We start from the raw sequence: 13626 nt of genomic DNA on the forward strand, positions 1-13626 counted from the left end.
GATGGCAACAGAGATACCCTTCCCCTATCGGGTAGTGCGCAGCCGCAAGCGGCGCACCGCGTCCCTGAGTATCGATATGGGACAGGTGGAAGTGAGAGTACCTGCGTTGGTGGATAATGCGTGGGTGGAGCAGTGGTTGTTGAGTAAAAGCGACTGGGTTCTGCCCCGGCTGGCCCAGCAGCGGGAGGACCTGGCCGATCATGAGATACGGATTGAGCCCGGGGCCCAGATTTTTGTGGCAGGTGAGCCCCGGCGATTGAAATGGCGCCGTGGCGCGCGCAGTGGTGTGGTTGAAACACCAGACCATCTGGAAGTCATTATCTCCTCTAGAGTGCGAGTGGCCGAGGTTGATGCGGTCCATCGGCAGTTGAAAGCCTGGTTTGCCGAACGTGCTCAGAGCGTTTTGCCTGAGCGCTGTGAAGCGCTTGCTGAAGCCACCGGCCTGAAACCTGCCAAGGTGGTGGTTAAAGACTATCGGCGCAAGTGGGGACAGTGCAGCAGCTCGGGAACCGTTTCTTTAAATTGGCGTTTGGTCCATCTGGCACCGCACCTGCAGGATTATGTGATCATCCATGAATTGTGCCATCTTAAATATATGAACCACGGCCGTGAGTTCTGGGGGCTGGTGCATCGTCTGGACGCTGACTATGATCAAAATAGACGTCAATTGGCGCGAGCTTACCCCTATTTGATGTGGTGAGTTAGACTTTTGGAGGGTTGCCGCCCCCCCTTCAAAACCGCCACTATCTCGGTGAACCAATGCGCTGAATCCTTGTGGCTTTCTGGCTACAAGTTTGTTCATACATCGAGAAAAAGAACAATATGAGCCTATATACCTCCATTGAGCGCGCGCTGTTCAATTCGCTGACCAAGAAAATTGTTGGCAACGTGCTCTTCATTCTGCTCCCTCACGTGGTGCTGGTCGGCCTGGGCGTACACTACGCCAGCGAGATTCGCACTGCGCTGGAAATGTCGGGTGTGACCTCGGAGCAGCAGGCGATGATCGGAGCCTCGCTCGATACCTTCTGGACCTATGCCATGGCGACGGTGATCTTTGCCATTCTGGCCGGCATCGGTACGATCTTCTTCATGCGTCATCTGTTCCTGCGACCGATCCGCGAAATTACCCGGGTGTTGCGGGCAATCAAGGATAAGGATGGTGATATCTCGGCGACACTGCCGGAATATACCTATGACGAGATTTCCGATATGGCACGCGCCTATAACGCGTTCTCGGACAGTCTCAAAAAAATGATCGCGGAGACACGCAGGCGTTCTGTCAACGTGGCAGTCAGTGCCCAGCGTGTTCAGAAAGTGGTGTTATCGGCTCATAAATCCGCCATGACCCAGGAAGAGCAGGCCCAGCTGGTGTTTCAGTCCAGTAGCGAAGCGACCCAGGCGATTGATGAAATCGCCGGTACGACGCTAAAGATCAACGAGCAGAACAACGCCAATATGGAAGAGGTGCGCAGTTCAAACAGCGAGCTGCAGCGCGTTCTCGACCAAGTGGTGTCAATTCGCGAACTCGCCAGTAGCTTTCAGGACACGGTGGGGCAGCTGAGCCAGAATTCCGAGAACATCACGCACATATTATCCATGGTGCAGGACTTCTCCGAACAGACCAACCTGCTCGCTCTGAATGCGTCCATAGAGGCAGCACGGGCGGGCGATGCCGGGCGCGGTTTCTCAGTCGTTGCCGATGAAGTTCGAAACCTATCGCAGAAAGTCAGTCAGGCGACTTCAGAAATCGATACCAATATCGGTCAGATGTCGAAACTTGTGCACAATACGCGGGACAGCGCGCAGAATATTCTCAATTATGTCGAGGACACCGAAACCTTTATTGGTGACACCAGCACTCAGTTTCAGCGCTTGGTACAGGATTTTGAGGAAGTTAACTCTCAGCTGGCGGGTATCAGTGCCGCGATTGATGAGCTTTCCTACACCAATAAAGAGTCCCACTCTCATGTGGCCCAGATTACGGAGATCTCCGGCGGTATCAAGGATGAAATGGAGGAGTCACGTAGTTACTCGGAACAACTGGAGCTTTCGACCGAGGAAACTCAGGAACTGCTTTCACGCTTCATCATCGGCTTTGGCGGTTTCGAAAATATGATTCTGACCGGCCGTGGTTGGGCAGAAAAAACGACACAGGCGCTGGAAGAGTTGCAGGGACGTGGGTTGAATCTCTTTGATCACAACTACCGCCGGCTCAATGAAGGCCAGTCCCCGGAGAAATACGAAACCAGCTATTCCCAAGCCTATGAGTCGACGATGCGTCCGCTGTTCGATAGCTTTATTCAGGAGCGGCCCGAGTTTACCTATGCAATAGCGGTGGACCGTAACGGCTACGCGGCCGCACACCATAGCAAGGTATCGAAGCCGATGACCGGGGACTTCTCGGTGGACAATCTGCAGAGTCGCAACAAGCGGATCTTCGCCGGTAACCGCGCAGAGAAGCGCCGTGCAACCCACACATCGCCGTTCCTGCTGCAAACCTTTATCCGTGATACGGGCGAAGTTTTGAATGACCTGTCGATCCCGATCTATTTGAACGGGCAGCATTGGGGGGCTTTGATTATGGGGTTCGATCCCAAACATCTGCTGGATGAAGGGCAGGACTAGCGTCGGGTAGCGCTTGTTGGAAGAAAAAGAGGGAGCGTGATTGGCGCTCCCTCTTTTTATTTGGTCGTTGAGTCCCGGCTGCTTAGATTTCGATGTCAGCCACCAGCTGCTGAATCAGCTGCTTCATGATGTCATAGGACAGCGGCTTGCTGCACAGCGCCGATACCCCCGCATTCTGAATAGCCGCCAGCCGGTTTTCGTTCTGTTCCGATGTGATCATCATCACCGGCACGGTGGGCTGCTCGCTGTGGTGACGGATGTGTTCCACCAGTTCCAGGCCATCGATATTGGGCATGTTGTAATCAGAGATGACCAGGTCGAACATGCGCTCATTGAGGTAGCGCAGGGCTTCTGCGCCATCGGCAGCCTCAACAATATTCTCGATGCCGGTGGCGCTGAGAATCTGATGGACAAATTTACGTGACAGGGCGCTGTCATCCACCAGCAGTACGTTCATATCCTCGAACAGCTTTTCCTCTTCCTGATCGGGGTCGGTCAGCGAGTCAGTGATGTAATGCATGGTGCCCTGAAGAGCACGCTGCAGGTCACTGCGGGTGAAAGGCTTTGGCAGTATGGCGATGGCGCCCGCCTGCCGGATTGGTTCCAGGTAACGGTAGTGAGTTTCCGAGGAAACCAGCAGAAAGGTGATATCGGACAGTGATGGGTCCTGGCGCATCTTTGCGACCAGTTCGGTGCCGGTCATATCCGGAAGATGCATCGCCGACATAACAATATCCGGTCGGGCCAGGCGCATACGATCCAGCGCCGGGGCTGCCGATTCGAACTCTTCGATTTCGCGGATGCCGAGTTGACGCAGCGAATCGACAATAATGTGTCGCTGAACCCGTGAAGGCTCTATAACCTCAACCAGTAGATCTTCAATTTTCATAGAGTAGGGCCATACTTCGTCGTTGTAAGCGGACATTATCGATCGGGGCACCGCTGGAATCATTCTAGCACGGTTGGAGTACGAATCGAGAAAGAGTGAACTTGATCGATAACTCAGATTTTTGTTCAGCTAACTGTTCAGGTTAGGTTCATCTGGATTGCGTTATAATGGAGGTTCGCGTTCCCGCTGTGTACCGGAACATGGCCTGTATCGCGTTCAGGAGCGAAGGGCGTCGGTTATCATGGCGCCGGGTTGACGGATTTACCAACCCATCATCATTTTTCTTTTCCATATTTCAAGGTCGCCTCCATGGCGACCTTCTTTCTTTCAGGGGCTGGTTAACCGCGGCTTTCATAGTCTGACGGTAATGCGGGTCCATCCGCGGACCAGCCCAGTTGCTCCACGACCGGCCGGAACAGGTCACGTATTTCACTCTCGTCGGTACAGTCTTTTGCCTGCTCCAGCAGCGGCAGCAGATCTTCACGTCTGACTGAGCGAATCAGCAGTTTAATTTTCGGGATGTTGTAGGCACTGAGGCTCAGAGTATCGTAGCCCAGAGCGATAAGCAGCAGCACCGCGATCGGATCAGACGCCATCTCCCCGCAGAGAGAGACCGGCAGATCCAGCTTGCGGCACTGAGTCAGTATTTGCTCCAGAGCAACCAGCATGGCGGGATGCAGATTGTCGAACAGGTTCGAGACTCTTGGATTGTTGCGGTCCACCGCCAGCAGATACTGGGTCAGGTCGTTTGAGCCGACCGATACAAAATCGATGTAAGGTGCCAGCTTGGGCAACAGAAGCATGGCTGATGGCACCTCGATCATCATGCCGATCTCCGGCATTGAGGCATGAATGCCATCGCGTTCCAGTGCTGCCAGCGCTTTTTCGACCAGCTCTCTGACGGTTTTTATCTCATCAACCCGGCTGATCATCGGTACCAGGATTTTCAGGTTGCCATGCTCGGCATGGGCCCGGAGCATGGCGCGAATCTGACTGACCAATAGCTGGGTATTATCCAGCGTGAAACGGATCCCGCGCCACCCGAGGTAGGGGTTGCTTTCATTGATTTCAAAGTAGGGAAGCTGCTTGTCACCGCCGATATCCAGTGTTCGCATGGAGACCGGGTAGGGTGAATAGGCTTTCAGCACTTTTTGATAGATTCGATACTGTTCGTGCTCGGTCGGGAAGCTGTGATGAACCATAAACGGGATTTCGGAGCGATACAGTCCTACCCCCTCGGCGCCCCGCTGCAGGCCAGGCGTTGCGTCGGCGAGGAGGCCGGTGTTCGTCAGAAGCCTGATACGCACGCCATCCAGTGTCTCGGCAGCTTGGTCGCGCAGCCGGTCCAGCCCCTTCATAAAGCGCTGTTCTTGAACAATCATGCGCTTGTATTCAGAGAGCAGCGCCGGTGGCGGGTTGATAACGCACTCGGCCCGGTTGCCATCCACAATGACTCGAGCGCCTCGGTTGTGCTCCAGCTCAAGGCCTTCAACGCCCATCACGGCCGGTATACCCAGCGCATTAGCGACAATCGCGGTGTGCGACAGGGCTGAGCCATCGGTGCAGATCAGGCCTCGAATACGCTCCTGTGGGAAGGCCGCGATATCGGCGATGCTGATCAGGTCTCCCGCCAGAACAAGCTCCTCGTCCGGTGTTTCGATCACCTGTTGGTCGCGCTCGAGAATCTGGTTCAAGAGCCGCTGGCCGATATTGCGGATGTCCTCGCTACGCGCCTGCATGTAGGGATCGGCCGATTGCTCAAACATGCCGGCCATCTCATCAATGGTCTGCTTCAAAGCCCATTCGGCCGATGCGCCTTCGCTGATCAGTTTGATGACCCGCTCACTGAGCTCAGGACTTTGCAGCATCATCTGGTAGACGTGAAAGAGGGCGCCGACGTCGGCGGGGAGGTGTTGTCCCAAACGACCAGAGCCGGATTCCAGCTCTTCCCGGACGGCGGCCAGCGCATCCTGGAAGTCCTGTTTCTGTTGCGCCGGGTTGCTTGTTATCGAGGGTTTGACGTCAGAGAGAGACATCTGGGGGTGGATCTGCCAGAGGCGGCCACAACCAACGCCGGGTGCACCCTTCACCCCGTTATAACGGCGATAGGGCGAGCTGCTGTCAGGCAGGTTGGTCATCCACTTGCCATCACGGTGCAGCTGGTAAAGTGTACTGCCCAGCTGAGAGGCGACGGTGATTAAGAAAGCCTCGTCCTCTTCACTGAATGGTTCACGCTGATGCCCCTGAATGACCAGTACACCGACCAGTTTGCGCAGGTGTAGTAGCGGAACCCCGAGAAAGCGGTGGTACGCCATCTCATGGGTTTCCGGAATATATACGAATCGGTCATCAGCCGGCGCGTCGGCCAGGTTGACCGCGCTGAGCGTAGCCGCGATGTGGCCTACCAGGCCCTCGTTGATTGCAAGGTGGGCCTGTCCCACCGCTTCCGCCGAGAGTCCTTTAGTGGTGGCCAGGATCAGGCTGTCCCTTTCGGGGTTGCACAGGTAGATACTGCACACTTCGACATTGAGAAGCTCGCTCAGTCGTTGGACAATTGTCGCCATCATCGCCGACGGATCCTGAGTACGGGCGATTTGCTCAACAAGAGCGGTTAGGGTACTGAGCGGGTGATGCATGGTGCGTGAACTCCGGCAGGACTGAGCCCGACTATCATACCCCATTTTCCTGTCAGCTTGGGTGGTCTGGGGTGGGAATCCCTGGATTCGGGGCGGTATTACCGTGGTTATACAGTCAGGCTTATACAGCGCCGGGGGAGCTGGTACAATCCCATTTTGATCGCATGATGTCCATCGGGGGCGATTACTCACCAGCGCATGAATACAGAAGTCCTTTTGAGCCACAGCCTGCCGGTCTCCAAGATCTGCCAGACCGACATAGTTTGCTGCACACCTGACGATACGCTTGAGCTTGCGTTGCGGCTCATGGCGGAGCGCAATATCGGCTCTGTACTGGTCTGCCAGAACGAGGAACCGGTGGGGATCATCACCCGCCGAGATGCCATGACCTGCTGTCTGCGTCAGGCCGGTGGCGAGAGTGAACTGCTGCTGGGCGATATCATGTCGCGTCAGTTGCTGATCGTTGATCATGCCTCCGGCATTGATGAAGTGGGTGTCGAGCTGATGCGCCAGCACCTGCGCCACGCGGTGGTTGTGGATGCTTCGGGCAAATTGGTCGGTATCGCCAGTGAGAGCGATATCGTCAACAATCAGGGCGTGGAGCACGACCTGTTTCTGCGCAGCGTGGCAGATATTGCCCCCAAGTTGTCGCTACGCCTGGAAGGCGCTCAGTTCATGCGTGATGCCATTGATCTGTTGCGCTCCAACAATCAGAGTGCGGCGCTGGTGCGCTCCAATGGCGATCATTTCATTCTTACCGATACCGATGTTATCCGTATCCTGGCCAGCGGCTGTTCACTGGACCGTCCTCTGGTGGAGTTTGAGCTCTCCCGGTTAATTTCCATCGATGAAACGCTTAGCCTCTATATCGCGCGTAAGATCTTTCGACGCCACGGGTTTCGCCATCTCGGTTTGACGGATGAAGCCGGGCAGGTCACCCGCATTCTGTCCTACTCCGATATCCTGCGCAGTGTCGAGAAAGACTACGTTACTCGGCTGCGGGAGCTGCTGGCCAACCGCAATGAGGCGTTGCAGCGTTCGATGCACAATCTGAAACTGATTGAGCAGGTGATCAACGCGTCCATGGAAGGCGTGGTCGTCACGGACGCGTCGGGCCACATCCAGAGTGTTAACCCGGCTTTTACCGCCATCACCGGCTACCGGGCTGACGAAGTGATTGGAAAAAACCCCAATCTCCTCAGTTCTGGCCGTCATGACCGCCGGTTCTACGATCAGATGTGGCGGTCGTTGAAGCTGCGCGGCGAATGGCAGGGCGAAATATGGAATCGGAACAAGGCCGGTGTTGTTTATCCGGAGTGGCTAAGCATTACCGCGATCACTGACGGGGAAGGCAACATTACTCAATATGCGGCGATCTTCCACGATCTGACGGAGATGAAACGCTCTGAGGCCCGGATTCGTCAGATGGCGCAGTTTGATGATGTGACGCGGCTGGCCAACCGCAAGCTGTTTATGGATCGCCTGGATATGGCGGTTCACTATGCCGGCGATCAGCAGCGCAAATTCGCTGTTCTGGCCATCGACCTGGATCTGTTTAAGCGCATTAATGATCGCTTTGGTCACGACAGTGGTGATGAAGTTCTCAGGACCCTGGCCGGGCGTCTCGAAGAGTTTCTTCAAGGTGGAGATACCGCGGCTCGTCCCGGCGGTGATGAGTTTGCGCTGATCCTCAGTGATATCAGTGACGATACCCTGAACCGGCGGTTGGACCATCTGGCACGCGTAATCTCGACCCCTGTACTGATTGATGATTCTGAAGTACGAATAACCGCCAGTATCGGTGTGGCTGTGTATCCCCAGGATGGCGAGGGCGTTGATTCGTTACTGCGCGCCGCGGAAGCGGCCTTGCATCAGTCGAAGGAGGAGGGGAGAAACAGTTTCAGATTCTTCTCGTCCGAGCTGCATCAGCGTCGCCAGTCGCGGTACCTGATTTCGGCGCAGCTTCATCAGGCTCTGGATCGTGCGGAGTTTTCACTGGTTTACCAACCCAAGATCGATATCCGAACCCGGCAGGTGGTTGGCGTGGAAGCGTTGATTCGCTGGAGTAATGATGACTTGGGTATGGTGCCGCCGGACCAGTTCATTCCGCTGGCTGAAGACAGCGGAATGATCAATCCGATCGGGCGCTGGGTCATTGACGAGGCTGCAACTCAGGCCAAGCGATGGCTGGATGCGGGCTATCCACTTCAGATTGCGGTCAATCTGTCCGCCCGCCAGTTCCAGCATGGCGATCTGGTTCAGGTTATTGAATCGGCGCTGAAAAGAGTGCAGCTGGACCCGGCGTGGTTGAGCGTTGAGCTCACTGAGACAAGTTTTCTGCACAGTGCCGAGCAAACGGCTCAGGCACTGGTTGAACTCAGAGAGCTGGGTGTGGCGGTGGCGATCGATGATTTTGGTACCGGCTACTCCAGCTTGAGTTATATCCGCAATATGTCACTGGACCTGCTTAAAATTGATCGCAGCTTCGTCAACAATCTGGGCGAGGAAGAGCGCGATCGGCAGCTCGTCAGTGCCATGATCGCCATGAGTCAGGCGTTGGGTTTACAGGTGGTTGCTGAGGGTGTCGAAACCGATGAGCAGCTGACCTTGCTGGAGTCTCTGGGATGTAATCAGGCGCAGGGGTATGGCATTTGCCGACCGCAGACGCCGGGTCAGTTGGCAGCCTGGTACGCGCAGTACAATCAGCGCTTGATGGAGAGCTCTCGATGAAAAGCTATCTGTTTACGACCGATAATGGACGTGGTGGCGTCATGCTTTGTGATATCGACAGTCTTGAAGAGGCGGTTCCCTATCTGTGCGACCGCTTTGATGGCGTGATTCGCATTGAACAGGGCCTGGAGCTTTGGACGCGAGAGGAAGGTTTTGGCACCTTCTCGCCGAAACCTGTTGAGTCCGTGATGGGGGAATCGGGCGACCCCGGAGCCTGAGCGCCGGGGGCTTGGTTAAGAATGCGGGACGCTGCTGGCCTACCGATGACGCTGGCGGCGTTGAGGCTGCTTTCGTTCCTCCTCGACGCGGATGCGCAACGGCTCTGCGCGACCGGTGGGCCAGGCCATCAATACAACCGCCAGAGCGCCTGCGGCCAGAAGGGCTGTCATAAGAATTGTGGTCAGCATACTGTTGCCTCCTAGACTGCGTTATTGCAGTTTCTCATGTGTGCTATCAGCCTGCCTGACTGCGCCCGCCATCGGGTCAGTCAGCGATCGCTTCCTGCTGCTCGACAAAGGCCGCGAATTCGGTGTACCCACCGATATGTTCCTGACCGCAGAAAATCTGAGGCACGGTTTCCACCGGCTTGCCTACGGTCTTCTCAAGATCCGCTTTGCTTATACCTTCAGCATGAATATCAATGTAACGGAAATCAAGGTTTTTGATTTCACAAAGTTCTTTCGCGCGTTTGCAGAAGCCACAGCCTTCGCGGCCAAAAATCGTGATACGTTTCATCGCTTACTCCGATCTCCTTGTGCAGTTTGTGGCATTTAACCGTAAACCTGGGCTCACGAACAATGAGTATCAACAATGCCGTTCATAGTTGCTCGCTATCAGAACCAATCGTTGCGCGGTTTTCGGCGTCGAGGTAAGTAAGGTACCAGTAATCCGATCAACACGCCCCCCAGGGCGACCAGTCCGCCGTGGGTGAGCCAGCGCATCAAGTTTGACTGGTCCATGTTGGCGATCTCCGTTTTCAGCGTGGCGATCTCCTGCTCCAGCTGAGCCACCCGGGCTTGGTTTTGCTGACTCTCCTGAAGGCGTGAATTCGCCGAACTTTTTAAAACACGAATCTCCTGCTTTTGCGCCTCAACCTGCTGCCTGCTCGCGCTCAAGGCGGCCTCCAGCTCAGGCATGCGGCTCAGGTTGCTCACACCTTCATCAACAAACGGGGCGGGAACCCAGCCAACGCGTCCACCCTCAGTTTTGATCTGAACGTACTCATCTCTACGATCAAGTATCTCAACCGGTTCACCACTGGTGACCCGGCCGTTAATTCGGTACTGGTTGCTGGGGCCGCTGTTCATAAAGACGTAAACATCATCGGCGATGTGAGCGGCTTGTGCCAGGGAGTGGGAGCTGAGGCCGATCAAGGCCAAAAAAAACCATTTTTTCATCAAACTGTCCGCGAACTCTTGTGGATCTCGTTGTGTTAAAGCGTGTTGATACGGCCCGGCCCATCATGCGGTCCGACTCAAGCAGTGACTGCAGAGGGCCTGTGAAGTTCAACCTGTGTCAGGAAGTGACATCATATCATGGATCGCCAACAGGGCTTACGATGGTGTTTCGTTTGACTTTGCTCCGGGGCGACCCCATCCTTTGCACAGACCGCATGTGGCGGTCATTTCAACGCGCCCGGTGGGTTTGTCGAAGGCAGCGTGCGCGTTAAATCATTAAGGAATTGAGGGTTCATCGATGGAAAGCTTCTGGGATGTATACATAGTGCCCTGGGCACTGAATATTGTCCTTGCGCTGGCGATTTTCTTTGTCGGTCGCTGGGTGGCCAAGCAGATTGTGAATCTGGTGGGGCGGATCATGCGCCGCTCGAAAGTGGACGAGATGCTGGTCAACTTTGTGACCTCGATTGTCAACGTACTTCTGCTGCTCTTTATTATTGTCGCAGCGCTGGGTGAGCTCGGCGTTGATACCACATCACTGATCGCCTTGGTCGGTGCTGCCGGTTTGGCAATTGGTCTTGCGCTGCAGGATTCTTTGAAGAACTTTGCCGCCGGTGTTCTGCTGATTATCTTCCGTCCGTTCCGCGAGGGGGATTTCGTCGAGGTGGCCGGTATCGCCGGTATCGTTGAGCAGATCACAATCTTCAATACGATTCTTCGTACCGGTGATAACCGCGAGATGATCGTGCCTAACGGCGGGATCTACAGTGATGTGATCACCAACTACTCCAAGCGAGAGACTCGTCGCGTGGATATGGTGTTCGGGATCAGCTACGACGATGATCTACGCAAGGCCAAAACCATCTTGATGGAGATTCTGAAGGCCGACGAACGCGTTTTGGAAGAGCCGGAGCCGGTCGTTGTTGTCTCTGAATTAGCCGACAGCAGTGTTAATTTCAACGTGCGTCCGTGGGTGAAAACCGGCGATTACTGGCCGGTATTGTGGGATGTGACTGAGCGAGTGAAACTGCGCTTTGATGAGGAAGGCATCACCATACCCTTCCCGCAGATGCAGATCCATCGTTCAGAATCGCAGGACTGATCGACAGGCGCATCGGCGAGTTAGTCGCCGGTGCGCTCTATCCTTTCTTTCAGATCATCGCGTTCTACACGCAGGTTCTGTACTTTCACCCGCAGCTCAAAATTGTACGCGTACTGTTTATCCAGGCGTGTTTTCAGCCTTTCCAAAGCGGTTGCTTGCTCCCGGTTTTTCCGCTCCAGTTGTTCCACCTGGTGCTGGAGGTGAGCGACCATCTCCGATCCTCTTCGCGGTTTGCTGCTCGCTTGCTCGGTTTCATCGTCAGACGGCATTTCATACACTAAATGACTGTAAAGTGCTTTAAGATCCGCCGTCTCTCGTTCTGAATAGTGAACAGCTTCTCCCACCGCTGTATGTGCGGCAGCGGCCCCAATGGATCCGGCCAGCAGGTGTTCCAGCATCCGGTGCAGCTCCATCAGCTCGATGATTGTAATCCGGTGTTTGCCGCTGATCTGAAGATCCTCGCAGACTTGGCCTAATGCAGCGCTTGCTTTGCTTGGCTGAAGATAGCGCTGAAGAATTTCCAGGGCCTCTTCAAGTTTGGCGGGCAGTGTTATGTAGGCGTCCAGCCCGGTGGGTCGAGCTTGCTTGAACAGCGGGTTACCGCGCATGCAGGCGAGTAGCTCCCGGGTTAAACGGCGCTCATTCTTGCGGGCTCTGAACAGAAGGCTGCCGAGAAGATAGCCGCTGACATTAAAGGTGAGCGACCAGAATACGCTGTGACTGAGTGGGGGAAGCGTTTCCAAACCAAAGAGCTGCTCGGGTCTGAGTGCCTGAATGCCCAGCAGTCCGTTGTTCAGTATTGCGGGCGCGAGCCAGCCCTCCTCAACCCAGGCGGGGATGATCAGCGTGTAAAACCAGGCAGTAAAGCCCAGTGATAAGCCAAGCAAGGCCCCGCGACTGTTACCGCGACGCCAGAACAGGCCGATCAGCATCGGGGGCGCGAATTGCAGCACGGCTGCAAAGGAGATGAGTCCGATCGAAACCAGAATGTAGGAGTCATCTAGTATACGACCGGTCCAGTATGCGCCGATGAGGATCAGGCAAACCAATAACCAGCGCACTTGTAACATCCAGCTGCGGAGCCCCGACAGTGGCCGGATACGCTCGCATACTGGCAGTAACAGGTGATTTGAGGCCATGGTGGCCAATGTCATCGTGGTAATGATAATCATCCCGGTGGCAGCAGCGAAACCACCTAAAAAGGCCAGCAAGGTCATGGCAGGGCTGCCCACGATTTGTGGAATCAGCAGCATGAATTGATCCCCTTGATCCGCAGGCAGTCCCAACAGCAGTCCCGCACCGGTGATCGGGACAACAAACAGACTGATAGCAACGGTGTAGAGGGGGAACGTCCAGAGCAGCACGCGCCAATGATGACGACTGCTGTTCTCGACCACGGCAACATGAAACTGCCGAGGCAGGCAGTGAATCGCGGCGAACCCGAGAATAATCAGTGTCAGCCATTCGGTGCCGGCGTGGGGGCGTGCGGAGAGAGAGAACAGCGCGCCCAGGTCTTGTTCACCGATCTTGATCAGTATGTCGCTGGGACCATCGAAGAGAAAGTAGCTTATAAAAATGCCCAGTGTCAGAAAAGCGATCAGCTTGAGCACACACTCGGCCACAAGAGCCGCAATCATGCCTTGATGGCGTTCGGTCGGATCGAGCCTTCGGACCCCGAAAACGATGGTGAACAGGATCATAAGCATCGTGACCAGTGTCCCTGACAGGTTCCAGTCGGCACCTTCATGGGTGGCCGGGGTGATGACCGCCAGTGATCCCACGATTGCCTTAAGTTGGAGTGCGATGTAGGGGGTAACGCCGGCCAGAGCAACCAATGTGGCCAGAGCGGCGACAAGTTGCGAATGGTTGTAACGGGTCGAGATAAAGTCAGCAACGCTGGTTATACGGAACGCTTCCTTGGCCCTGACCATGCGCAGGAAGGTAACGCCAGAAAGCAGCATACCCAGTATTGCGCCGATATAGATGGCGAAAAACTGAAGGCCCCGCTCGGCTGCGAAACCGACGCTGCCGTAGAATGTCCATGACGTGAAAAATACCGCCTGAGACAGCGCATAGATCCAGGGGGATGAGAAGCGCGACTTGCCGGTGCTGATCCGGTGCTCCACCCACTGGGCCAGAATAAACAGCAGGCCCATGTAGACCAGTACGGTAAGGAGTACGCTAAGCGGTGAAAACATTCATGCTCTCCTGCCGGAACGGGCTTGAGGCAAGTATTGTTGTTGGCAG

11 protein-coding genes are annotated in these 13626 nt (G+C 55.4%); 5 read left to right on the forward strand and 6 right to left on the reverse strand.

All coding sequences use genetic code 11. The features are described from left to right. The first annotated feature begins 1 nt into the window (after position 1). Positions 2-700 carry a M48 family metallopeptidase gene (locus G403_RS0111385; protein WP_036233552.1) on the forward strand — a complete coding sequence of 233 codons (699 nt, stop codon included), beginning with the start codon at positions 2-4 and terminating at the stop codon, positions 698-700. 122 nt (positions 701-822) lie between these two features. Further along, complete coding sequence (locus G403_RS0111390; protein WP_027854112.1) at positions 823-2625, forward strand: methyl-accepting chemotaxis protein; 1803 nt, start codon at positions 823-825, stop codon at positions 2623-2625. Positions 2626-2707: 82 nt separating this feature from the next. Here G403_RS0111390 and G403_RS0111395 read toward each other — a convergent pair whose 3' ends face one another. Together G403_RS0111395 and ptsP are read right to left on the reverse strand one after the other, a co-directional pair. Beyond that, a complete protein-coding gene (locus G403_RS0111395; RefSeq protein ID WP_245578294.1) occupies positions 2708-3550 on the reverse strand; it encodes a response regulator in 843 nt (280 codons plus the stop codon). A 302-nt stretch (positions 3551-3852) separates the two neighbouring features. Beyond that, entirely contained in the window at positions 3853-6195 is a 2343-nt protein-coding gene (gene ptsP, locus G403_RS23050) for a phosphoenolpyruvate--protein phosphotransferase (RefSeq protein WP_342665439.1), read from the reverse strand. Positions 6196-6348: 153 nt separating this feature from the next. Between ptsP and G403_RS23055 the strand changes: the two genes are divergently transcribed. Then, positions 6349-8880, forward strand: a complete 2532-nt coding sequence (locus G403_RS23055; RefSeq protein ID WP_036233555.1) for an EAL domain-containing protein — start codon at positions 6349-6351, stop codon at positions 8878-8880. Further along, complete coding sequence (locus G403_RS0111410) at positions 8877-9098, forward strand: hypothetical protein (protein WP_027854114.1); 222 nt, start codon at positions 8877-8879, stop codon at positions 9096-9098. The genes G403_RS23055 and G403_RS0111410 overlap by 4 nt, the downstream gene beginning before the upstream one ends. Before the next feature lie 39 nt (positions 9099-9137). Here the strand turns inward: G403_RS0111410 and G403_RS25285 are convergent, their stop codons facing one another. From G403_RS25285 to G403_RS0111425, 3 genes are all read right to left on the reverse strand, one after another. After that, positions 9138-9287, reverse strand: coding sequence for a hypothetical protein (locus tag G403_RS25285; protein WP_156899685.1), 150 nt, complete (start codon positions 9285-9287; stop codon positions 9138-9140). 76 nt (positions 9288-9363) lie between these two features. Continuing rightward, on the reverse strand, positions 9364-9615 hold the full coding sequence (locus G403_RS0111420) for a GrxA family glutaredoxin (RefSeq protein ID WP_027854115.1): 252 nt from the start codon (positions 9613-9615) through the stop codon (positions 9364-9366). 98 nt (positions 9616-9713) lie between these two features. Continuing rightward, positions 9714-10277 carry a TIGR04211 family SH3 domain-containing protein gene (locus G403_RS0111425; RefSeq protein WP_027854116.1) on the reverse strand — a complete coding sequence of 188 codons (564 nt, stop codon included), beginning with the start codon at positions 10275-10277 and terminating at the stop codon, positions 9714-9716. A 298-nt stretch (positions 10278-10575) separates the two neighbouring features. On the opposite strand from G403_RS0111425, the gene G403_RS0111430 reads away from it, so the two are divergent. Further along, entirely contained in the window at positions 10576-11379 is an 804-nt protein-coding gene (locus tag G403_RS0111430; protein WP_027854117.1) for a mechanosensitive ion channel family protein, read from the forward strand. Positions 11380-11399: 20 nt separating this feature from the next. Here G403_RS0111430 and G403_RS0111435 read toward each other — a convergent pair whose 3' ends face one another. Further along, positions 11400-13577, reverse strand: a complete 2178-nt coding sequence (locus tag G403_RS0111435; RefSeq protein WP_027854118.1) for a sodium:solute symporter family protein — start codon at positions 13575-13577, stop codon at positions 11400-11402. Positions 13578-13626: the final 49 nt, after the last annotated feature.

The organism is Marinobacterium litorale DSM 23545 (genome assembly GCF_000428985.1).
GTDB lineage: Bacteria > Pseudomonadota > Gammaproteobacteria > Pseudomonadales > Balneatricaceae > Marinobacterium_D > Marinobacterium_D litorale.

Bases quoted from the DNA above. Each gene is read 5' to 3' on its own strand.
- G403_RS0111390 (WP_027854112.1), top strand. From the start codon at position 823: ATGAGCCTATATACCTCCATTGAGCGCGCGCTGTTCAATTCGCTGACC.
- G403_RS0111385 (WP_036233552.1), top strand. From the start codon at position 2: ATGGCAACAGAGATACCCTTCCCCTATCGGGTAGTGCGCAGCCGCAAG.
- G403_RS0111420 (WP_027854115.1), bottom strand. From the start codon at position 9,615: ATGAAACGTATCACGATTTTTGGCCGCGAAGGCTGTGGCTTCTGCAAA.
- G403_RS0111435 (WP_027854118.1), bottom strand. From the start codon at position 13,577: ATGTTTTCACCGCTTAGCGTACTCCTTACCGTACTGGTCTACATGGGC.
- G403_RS0111425 (WP_027854116.1), bottom strand. From the start codon at position 10,277: ATGAAAAAATGGTTTTTTTTGGCCTTGATCGGCCTCAGCTCCCACTCC.
- ptsP (WP_342665439.1), bottom strand. From the start codon at position 6,195: ATGGGGTATGATAGTCGGGCTCAGTCCTGCCGGAGTTCACGCACCATG.
- G403_RS0111395 (WP_245578294.1), bottom strand. From the start codon at position 3,550: ATGTCCGCTTACAACGACGAAGTATGGCCCTACTCTATGAAAATTGAA.
- G403_RS0111430 (WP_027854117.1), top strand. From the start codon at position 10,576: ATGGAAAGCTTCTGGGATGTATACATAGTGCCCTGGGCACTGAATATT.
- G403_RS0111410 (WP_027854114.1), top strand. From the start codon at position 8,877: ATGAAAAGCTATCTGTTTACGACCGATAATGGACGTGGTGGCGTCATG.
- G403_RS23055 (WP_036233555.1), top strand. From the start codon at position 6,349: ATGAATACAGAAGTCCTTTTGAGCCACAGCCTGCCGGTCTCCAAGATC.
- G403_RS25285 (WP_156899685.1), bottom strand. From the start codon at position 9,287: ATGCTGACCACAATTCTTATGACAGCCCTTCTGGCCGCAGGCGCTCTG.